General features: G+C 64.0%; 6 protein-coding genes. 4 read left to right on the forward strand and 2 right to left on the reverse strand.

Translation table 11 applies throughout. The annotated features are described in order from the left end of the window. Window positions 1–81 precede the first annotated feature (81 nt). The gene (locus AWB67_RS12490; protein WP_087656546.1) at window positions 82–807 is read right to left on the reverse strand and encodes a TetR/AcrR family transcriptional regulator; all 726 of its coding nucleotides are present in this window, start codon (window positions 805–807) and stop codon (window positions 82–84) included. Between the two features lie 160 nt (window positions 808–967). Between AWB67_RS12490 and AWB67_RS12495 the strand changes: the two genes are divergently transcribed. The 3 genes from AWB67_RS12495 to AWB67_RS12505 are packed head-to-tail and all read left to right on the forward strand — an operon-like array spanning window position 968 to window position 5,788. Beyond that, a complete protein-coding gene (locus AWB67_RS12495; RefSeq protein WP_087656547.1) occupies window positions 968–2,149 on the forward strand; it encodes an isovaleryl-CoA dehydrogenase in 1,182 nt (393 codons plus the stop codon). Between the two features lie 10 nt (window positions 2,150–2,159). Further along, window positions 2,160–3,767 carry a carboxyl transferase domain-containing protein gene (locus AWB67_RS12500; RefSeq protein ID WP_087656548.1) on the forward strand — a complete coding sequence of 536 codons (1,608 nt, stop codon included), beginning with the start codon at window positions 2,160–2,162 and terminating at the stop codon, window positions 3,765–3,767. Between the two features lie 5 nt (window positions 3,768–3,772). Continuing rightward, on the forward strand, window positions 3,773–5,788 hold the full coding sequence (locus tag AWB67_RS12505; protein WP_087656549.1) for an acetyl/propionyl/methylcrotonyl-CoA carboxylase subunit alpha: 2,016 nt from the start codon (window positions 3,773–3,775) through the stop codon (window positions 5,786–5,788). Here the strand turns inward: AWB67_RS12505 and AWB67_RS12510 are convergent. Then, the gene (locus AWB67_RS12510; RefSeq protein WP_235025126.1) at window positions 5,763–6,296 is read right to left on the reverse strand and encodes an OmpA family protein; all 534 of its coding nucleotides are present in this window, start codon (window positions 6,294–6,296) and stop codon (window positions 5,763–5,765) included. The genes AWB67_RS12505 and AWB67_RS12510 overlap by 26 nt on opposite strands. A 146-nt stretch (window positions 6,297–6,442) precedes the next feature. Here AWB67_RS12510 and AWB67_RS12515 point away from each other — a divergent pair, with 146 nt between their 5' ends. Beyond that, the gene (locus tag AWB67_RS12515) at window positions 6,443–7,525 is read left to right on the forward strand and encodes an AI-2E family transporter (RefSeq protein ID WP_087656551.1); all 1,083 of its coding nucleotides are present in this window, start codon (window positions 6,443–6,445) and stop codon (window positions 7,523–7,525) included. Window positions 7,526–7,668: the final 143 nt, after the last annotated feature.

Below are 7,668 nucleotides of genomic sequence, written 5' to 3' on the forward strand. Positions count from 1 at the left end.
CGACTTTACCGGGCTTCGATTGGCATGTCTGAAACAAGTTGTCGCGGTGGCGCGCTGCACCAAAGAACCGTGCGGCGGCGCTTACGCCGCTCCAGCGCGCTTTTCCTGGAACCGGCGCGACGCCTCTTCCACGTCCTGCCGGAACTGCGCGAGCGCCGCCGCGTTCGCGTCCGGCGGCTGAAGCGCGGCCCATAAGACATCGACGAGTTCGTTCGCCGTCGTGTCGATCTGAGCCTGACTCAGGCGGCGCTTCGCGAGCGTCGCGTCCCACAGCACGTGTTCCATCGGCCCGAAGACGAGCGAGCGCATCAGCCGCAACGGGATATCCGCGCGCACGTGGCCGAGTTCCTGCCCGCGCGCGAGCACGTTCATCAACGGCGCGGTGTAGCGGCGTTGCAGTTCGGTGAGTGTGTCGCTGAGATCGTGCCGCTTCGTACGTCCTTCCGACAGCACCAGCGAGCACAGCCCCGTGCCGTTCACCAGCATCAGCCGCAAATGCGTCCTTACGATGAACGCGAACTGCTGGCGCACCGAGCCGTCTCGCGGCAGGCCGCTCTCGAACGCATCGATGATTTCGTCGTACCAATCCGCGATCACGCGCGCGCACAGTTCTCGTTTGCCGCTGAAATAGCTGAAGACAGTGGCCTCCGAGATGCCCGCGCGCTGCGCGATCTCGGCGCTGGTGGCGGCGTCATAGCCTTTTTCGGCGAACACGTCGCGGCCCGCCTGAAGAATGTCCTTCACGCGCTGCTGCGATTTGACACCCGCCGGCGTACGGCGGCTCGAAACGGAAGTGGTGGCGGACATGGCGCGAGGATGCTCGGGAATAATGTGAGCGTAGCTCAAAAATGTATTGACGGCCAGACAATTTGAGCGTGAAATTGCCCCATTCGATCGAGCTGCGCCTTGTGTGAGTCGAACTCATTTTCAGGGTGCGCCGAAAACATTGGAATCTGGAGGAGACACCATGACTGACGTTCCGGGCCTGAACTTCGCGCTGGGCGAAGACATCGACATGCTGCGCGATTCGCTCGCGAATTTCTGCGCGAAGGAAATCGCCCCGCGTGCGGCCGAAATCGATCGCACCGATCAGTTCCCGATGGACCTGTGGAAGAAATTCGGCGATCTGGGCGTGCTCGGCATGACGGTCTCCGAGGAATACGGCGGCGCGAACATGGGCTACACCGCGCACATGGTCGCGATGGAGGAGATTTCGCGGGCGTCAGCGTCGGTGGGATTGTCGTATGGCGCGCATTCGAACCTGTGCGTGAACCAGATCCATCGCAACGGCACCGAGGCGCAGAAGCGCACGTATCTGCCGAAGCTGGTATCGGGCGAGCACGTGGGCGCGCTGGCGATGAGCGAGCCGAACGCGGGATCGGACGTGGTCAGCATGAAGCTGCGCGCCGATGAAAAGGGCGACCACTACGTGCTCAACGGCACGAAGATGTGGATCACCAACGGCCCCGATTGCGACACGCTCGTCGTCTACGCGAAAACCGATATCGAAGCGGGCGCGCGCGGCATCACGGCGTTCATCGTCGAGAAGGGGATGAAGGGCTTCTCGGTCGCGCAGAAGCTCGACAAGCTCGGCATGCGCGGTTCGCATACGGGCGAACTCGTATTCGAGAACGTCGAGGTACCGAAGGAGAACATCCTCGGACAATTGAACGGCGGCGCTAAGGTGCTCATGAGCGGCCTCGATTATGAACGCGCAGTGCTCGCGGGCGGGCCGACCGGCATCATGCTCGCGTGCATGGACGCGGTCGTGCCGTATATCCACGATCGCAAGCAGTTCGGGCAGGCGATCGGCGAGTTTCAGTTGATTCAGGGCAAGGTCGCCGATCTTTATACGACGCTGCAGGCGTGCCGCGCGTATCTGTACGCGGTCGGGCGCCAGCTCGACACGATCGGCTCCGGCCACGTGCGCCAGGTGCGCAAGGACTGCGCGGGCGTGATCCTCTACACCGCCGAAAAAGCGACCTGGATGGCCGGCGAAGCCATCCAGATCCTCGGCGGCAACGGTTATATCAACGAGTACCCGGTCGGGCGTCTTTGGCGTGACGCGAAGCTCTACGAAATCGGCGCGGGCACGAGCGAAATCCGCCGCATGCTGATTGGTCGCGAACTGTTCGCTGAAACGGCATAAAGGGCGCGCCATGCCGATCATCGAAACGAAACTGAACCCGCGCGGCGAAGAATTCCGCACGAATGCGGCGGCGCTGGAAGCGGTCGTCGCGGATTTGAAAGAGAAGGTCGCGAAGCTCGCACTCGGCGGCGGACAGGCCGCGCGTGACAAGCACGTCTCGCGCAACAAGCTGCTCCCGCGCGACCGCATCGCGCAACTGCTCGATCCGGGCACGCCGTTTCTCGAACTGTCGCAACTCGCGGCCTACGGCATGTACAACGACGACGCGCCTGGCTCGGGCGTCATCACGGGCATCGGGCGGATCGCGGGGCAGGAATGCGTGATCGTCTGCAACGATGCGACGGTCAAGGGCGGCACGTACTATCCGATCACGGTCAAGAAGCATCTTCGCGCGCAGGAAATCGCCGAACAGAACCGGCTGCCGTGCGTGTATCTCGTCGACTCGGGCGGTGCGAACCTGCCGAATCAGGACGACGTGTTCCCCGATCGCGATCACTTCGGGCGCATTTTCTACAACCAGGCGAACATGTCCGCGCAGGGCATCGCGCAGATCGCGGTCGTGATGGGATCGTGTACGGCAGGCGGCGCCTATGTCCCGGCGATGAGCGACGAGTCGATCATCGTGAAGAATCAGGGCACGATTTTTCTCGGCGGCCCGCCGCTGGTGAAAGCCGCGACGGGCGAGGAAGTCAGCGCCGAAGACCTGGGTGGTGGCGACGTGCATACGCGTCTGTCGGGCGTCGTCGATCATCTGGCGCAGAACGATGCGCATGCGCTGGGTATTGCGCGCAGTATCGTCGGCAATCTGAATCGCGTGAAGGAAACGCCGCTCGCGCTGAAAGAACCGTTGCCGCCGCGTTACGACCCGCAGAGCGTCTACGGCGTGATTCCCGTCGATACGAGGAAGCCCTTCGACGTGCGCGAAGTAATCGCGCGCATCGTCGACGATTCCGCCTTCGACGAGTTCAAGGCCCGCTACGGCACGACGCTCGTCTGCGGATTTGCGCATATCTGGGGGCATCCGGTCGGGATCATCGCGAACAACGGCATCCTGTTTTCCGAATCGGCGCTGAAGGGCGCGCATTTCATCGAACTGTGCTGCCAGCGCAAGATTCCGCTCGTGTTCCTGCAGAACATCACGGGCTTCATGGTCGGGCGCAAGTACGAGAACGAAGGCATCGCGAGGAACGGCGCGAAGATGGTCACGGCAGTCGCGACGGCGAAAGTGCCGAAGTTCACGGTGATCATCGGCGGCTCGTTCGGCGCGGGCAACTATGGCATGTGCGGCCGCGCGTACTCGCCGCGCTTCCTGTGGATGTGGCCGAACGCGCGCATCTCGGTGATGGGCGGCGAGCAGGCGGCCTCGGTCTTGGCGACGGTGCGGCGTGACGGCATCGAAGGCAAGGGCGGAAGCTGGTCGAAGGAGGACGAGGAGGCGTTCAAGGCGCCGATCCGCGAGCAGTACGAGGTCCAGGGCCATCCGTACTACGCAAGCGCGCGCCTCTGGGACGACGGCGTGATCGACCCCGCGCAGACGCGCGACGTGCTTGGCCTTGGACTCGCCGCGTCGATGAACGCGCCCATTGAAGACACGCGCTTCGGCGTGTTCAGGATGTAATTGCCATGTTCAACAAAATACTAATTGCGAACCGCGGCGAGATCGCGTGTCGTGTGGCCGCGACGGCAAGGCGCCTGGGCGTCGGCAGCGTCGCCGTCTACTCCGATGCCGATGCGAAGGCGAAGCACGTCGCCGTATGCGATGAAGCGGTGCACGTCGGCGGGTCGGCGGCGGGGGAGAGCTATCTACGCATCGAACGCATCATCGATGCCGCGCTGAAAACGGGCGCGCAGGCGATTCACCCGGGCTACGGCTTCCTGTCGGAAAACGAAGACTTCGCGCGCGCTTGCGATAGAGCGGGGCTCGCGTTCATCGGACCGCCCGTCGAGGCGATCTCCGCGATGGGTTCGAAGGCGGCCGCCAAGGCGTTGATGCAATCGGCCTCGGTGCCATTGGTCCCCGGCTATCACGGCGACGATCAAGACCCCGCGCTGTTGCAGAAGGAAGCGGACCGCATCGGCTATCCGGTGCTGCTGAAAGCAAGCGCGGGCGGCGGCGGCAAGGGAATGCGCGTCGTCGAGAAGAGCGCGGACTTCGCGGCTGCGCTCGTCTCGTGCAAACGTGAAGCGGCGTCGAGTTTCGGCAACGATCGCGTGTTGATCGAAAAGTATCTACTCCGTCCGCGCCACGTCGAAGTGCAAGTCTTCGCCGACAAGCACGGCGGCGCTGTCTATCTCTTCGATCGCGATTGCTCGGTACAGCGTCGGCATCAGAAGGTGCTCGAAGAAGCGCCCGCGCCGGGCTTGACCGCTGAAGTGCGTCGCGCGATGGGCGAAGCGGCGGTCGCGGCCGCGCGCGCGGTGAATTACGTGGGCGCGGGCACCGTCGAGTTCATCATGACGCACGACGGCCAGTTCTACTTCATGGAGATGAACACACGCCTGCAAGTCGAGCACCCGGTGACGGAGATGGTCACGCGCCTCGATCTGGTCGAATGGCAGCTCAAGGTTGCAGCGGGCGAACCGCTGCCTCTGACTCAGCAGGAGCTCAAGGTCGAAGGCCACGCGATCGAAGCGCGCATCTACGCGGAAAATCCGTCGCGCGGGTTTTTGCCTTCGACCGGCACGCTCAAGCATCTGCGCATGCCGCAGGCGGTGGAGTTCACGATCGAAGGTAACGTGCGCATCGACAGCGGCGTGCGCGAAGGCGATACCATCACGCCGTTCTACGATCCGATGATCGCGAAGCTGATCGTCCATGGCCGCGATCGCGCCGATGCGCTTTCGCGCATGGCGCGTGCTTTGCGCGAATGCGAAGTGGTCGGGCCGCATACGAACGTCGAGTTTTTGCAGCGGATAGTTGCGAGCGAGCCGTTTTCGCAGGGCGATCTCGACACCGGCCTGATCGAGCGTCATCACGACACGCTTTTCGCCCCCTCGTCCGTGCCGCAAAAGCAGGCGCTGGCTCTCGCTTGCGCCGCGCTCCTCACGCGCGAAGGCGGCGAGGCGCACGGCAATTCGCCGTGGGATGCGCTCTCGCACTGGCGCATGGCGGGCGGTTACGCGCAGGACCTGAACTGGCACGCAATCGATACGGACGAAACCCTGCAGGCCGTCTTCACGCGCGATTCGACACAGGGCAACGCGCACGGCAAACGCCTCGAGTTGCTCGGAGAAACGGTGCGCTTTGACTGGTCGCATGCGGACGAACCGCATACGTTCTCGGTGCTGCTCGACGAGACGCTCATCAAGGGCCGCGTCTTTATCGACGGCGACGTTTTCCACGTGTTCTACCAGGGCGCATCGCTTGCGTTCGAGTGGCAGAACCTGATGGCGCACGCAGCCGACGCCGAGCACGAAGGGCGCCTCACCGCGCCGATGCCCGGCAAGATCATCGCGGTGCTGGTGGAAACGGGGGCATCGGTGGAGAAGGGCGCACCTCTGCTCGTAATGGAGGCGATGAAAATGGAGCACACGATCGTGGCTCCGACGACCGGCACGGTCGGCGAAATCCTGTTCAGCGTCGGCGATCAGGTCGCCGACGGTGCGCAGTTGCTCACCATGGAAGCCAGTCGAGCCTGAGCGGTTTCGGTCCGAGCAGCGTATCGGCGCTCTCGGACCTCACGAAAATCTCCACGCGCCGGTTCTGCGCGCGTCCCTCAGGCGTATTGTTGCTCGCGATGGGCTGCAGATACGCCATTCCCTTCGTCCGGATGCGCGCGGCAGGCACGCCGCGTGCGATAAGCGCATTGGCGATCGCCTCGGCGCGCATCAGCGAGAGCGCGTCGTTGTAGACGCGCGTTCCTTCGTTGTCGGTGTGGCCTTCGATCAGGATCGGCCGTGTGCTGCGCTTGAGCAGCACCGCGGTGCGATCGAGGATGGCGACGCTGTCGGGGCGCACGGCGGTTTCGTCGCTATCGAAGAGCGTTGCTTCGAGCATGCGCATCTCGACGCCGCTTTTGGCCACGCTCACGACGACGCCGGCCCGGGCGTTGTCCGCTTCTTCCCGCGATCGATCGAGCCCCGACGAGCAGCCGGTGACGAGAAGGGCGATGGCGCAGACGCTGTAAATCGATTGGATGACTTTCACTGCAATTCGTAGAGCGGATGCCAGAGAGAAGGTCGTTCGATTATAAGGAACGCGACCGATCGAATTGTAAAGAACGATATTCCGGGCGAAAGGCTGTCGAAACGGCCCCGACATACAATGCACGAGCCATCCCTTACCCTATTCCAATGATCCAGCACGAATCGATTCCCTCCGAAGACGAAGAAGACGCCCGCAAAAAGCGGCTGCAACGGGCGTCAACGGCGGTGCTTTATGCGGTGCTGGTTGCCGTCGCCTTGTGGACGGTGCGCACGTTCATCCCGGCCGTCGTCTGGGCCGCGGTGATCGCCATCGCGCTGTGGCCCGCGTTCGGCTGGCTCGAGCGGCGTCCGTGGCTCGGCAAGCACCACACGGTGCTCGCGTTCGTACTGACGGCCGCGATCGGCCTTCTGTTCGTGTTGCCCTTCGTGGCCGTTGCGACGGAGGCCGGTCGCGAAGCCGGCGACGTGCTGCACTGGTTCCAGGAAGTGCTGCGCACCGGCATTCCGATGCCCGACTGGGTCAACCAGTTGCCCGCCGGTGCGCGGCAGATCGCGAAGTGGTGGACGGACAATCTCGCGATGCCGCTCCGGTCGTCGCCGGCGGTGCAGAAGCTGCACGGCGCCAACCTGGTCGCGATGACGCGTCACTTCGGCGGGCGCGTCGCGCATGCCCTGATCATCTTCGGCTTTATGCTCGTCGCGCTGTTCTTCATCTTCCAGGCGGGCTCGCGGCTGGGCGAGCAGTTGTTCGCGGCGTCGCGGCGCGCGTTCGGCGGCGAGGGCGCGATGGTCGCGCGGCGCATGGCCGATTCGGTTCGCAGCACGGTGGTGGGACTCGTCGTGGTGGGGCTGGGCGAAGGCGCGCTGCTCGGCGTCGCGTACGCGATCGCTGGCGTGCCGCATGCGACCCTGCTCGGCATGCTGACCGCGATCGCCGCGATGTTGCCGTTCTGCGCGCCGATCGTGTTCCTCGGCTCGGCGTTGTGGCTGCTGGCGCAAGGCTCGATGGTGGCGGCGATCTGCGTCGCGGCGTTCGGGCTGGTCGTGGTGTTCGTCGCCGAGCACTTCGTGCGGCCGGTGCTGATCGGCGGATCGGCGCGGTTGCCGTTTTTGCTCGTGCTGTTCGGGATCCTCGGCGGGGCGGAGACGTTCGGGCTACTCGGGCTTTTCATCGGGCCCGCGCTGATGACGATTCTGGTCGTCCTGTGGACGGACTGGGTGCGGCGTTGAGCGTTTGAAAAGGGCGCACGCCGTGCGCCCTTTGCTGGTTACGACTAGATCACGTACAGATCGACATATTCATTGACCGGCATCGCTTCGAGCTTTGCCTGATCGAGCGATACCGCGAGGATCGCCTGTTGCTGCTTTTGCGG

Origin of the sequence: Caballeronia terrestris, from assembly GCF_001544515.1 — a bacterium.
In the GTDB taxonomy this organism is placed as follows: Bacteria; Pseudomonadota; Gammaproteobacteria; order Burkholderiales; family Burkholderiaceae; genus Caballeronia; species Caballeronia terrestris.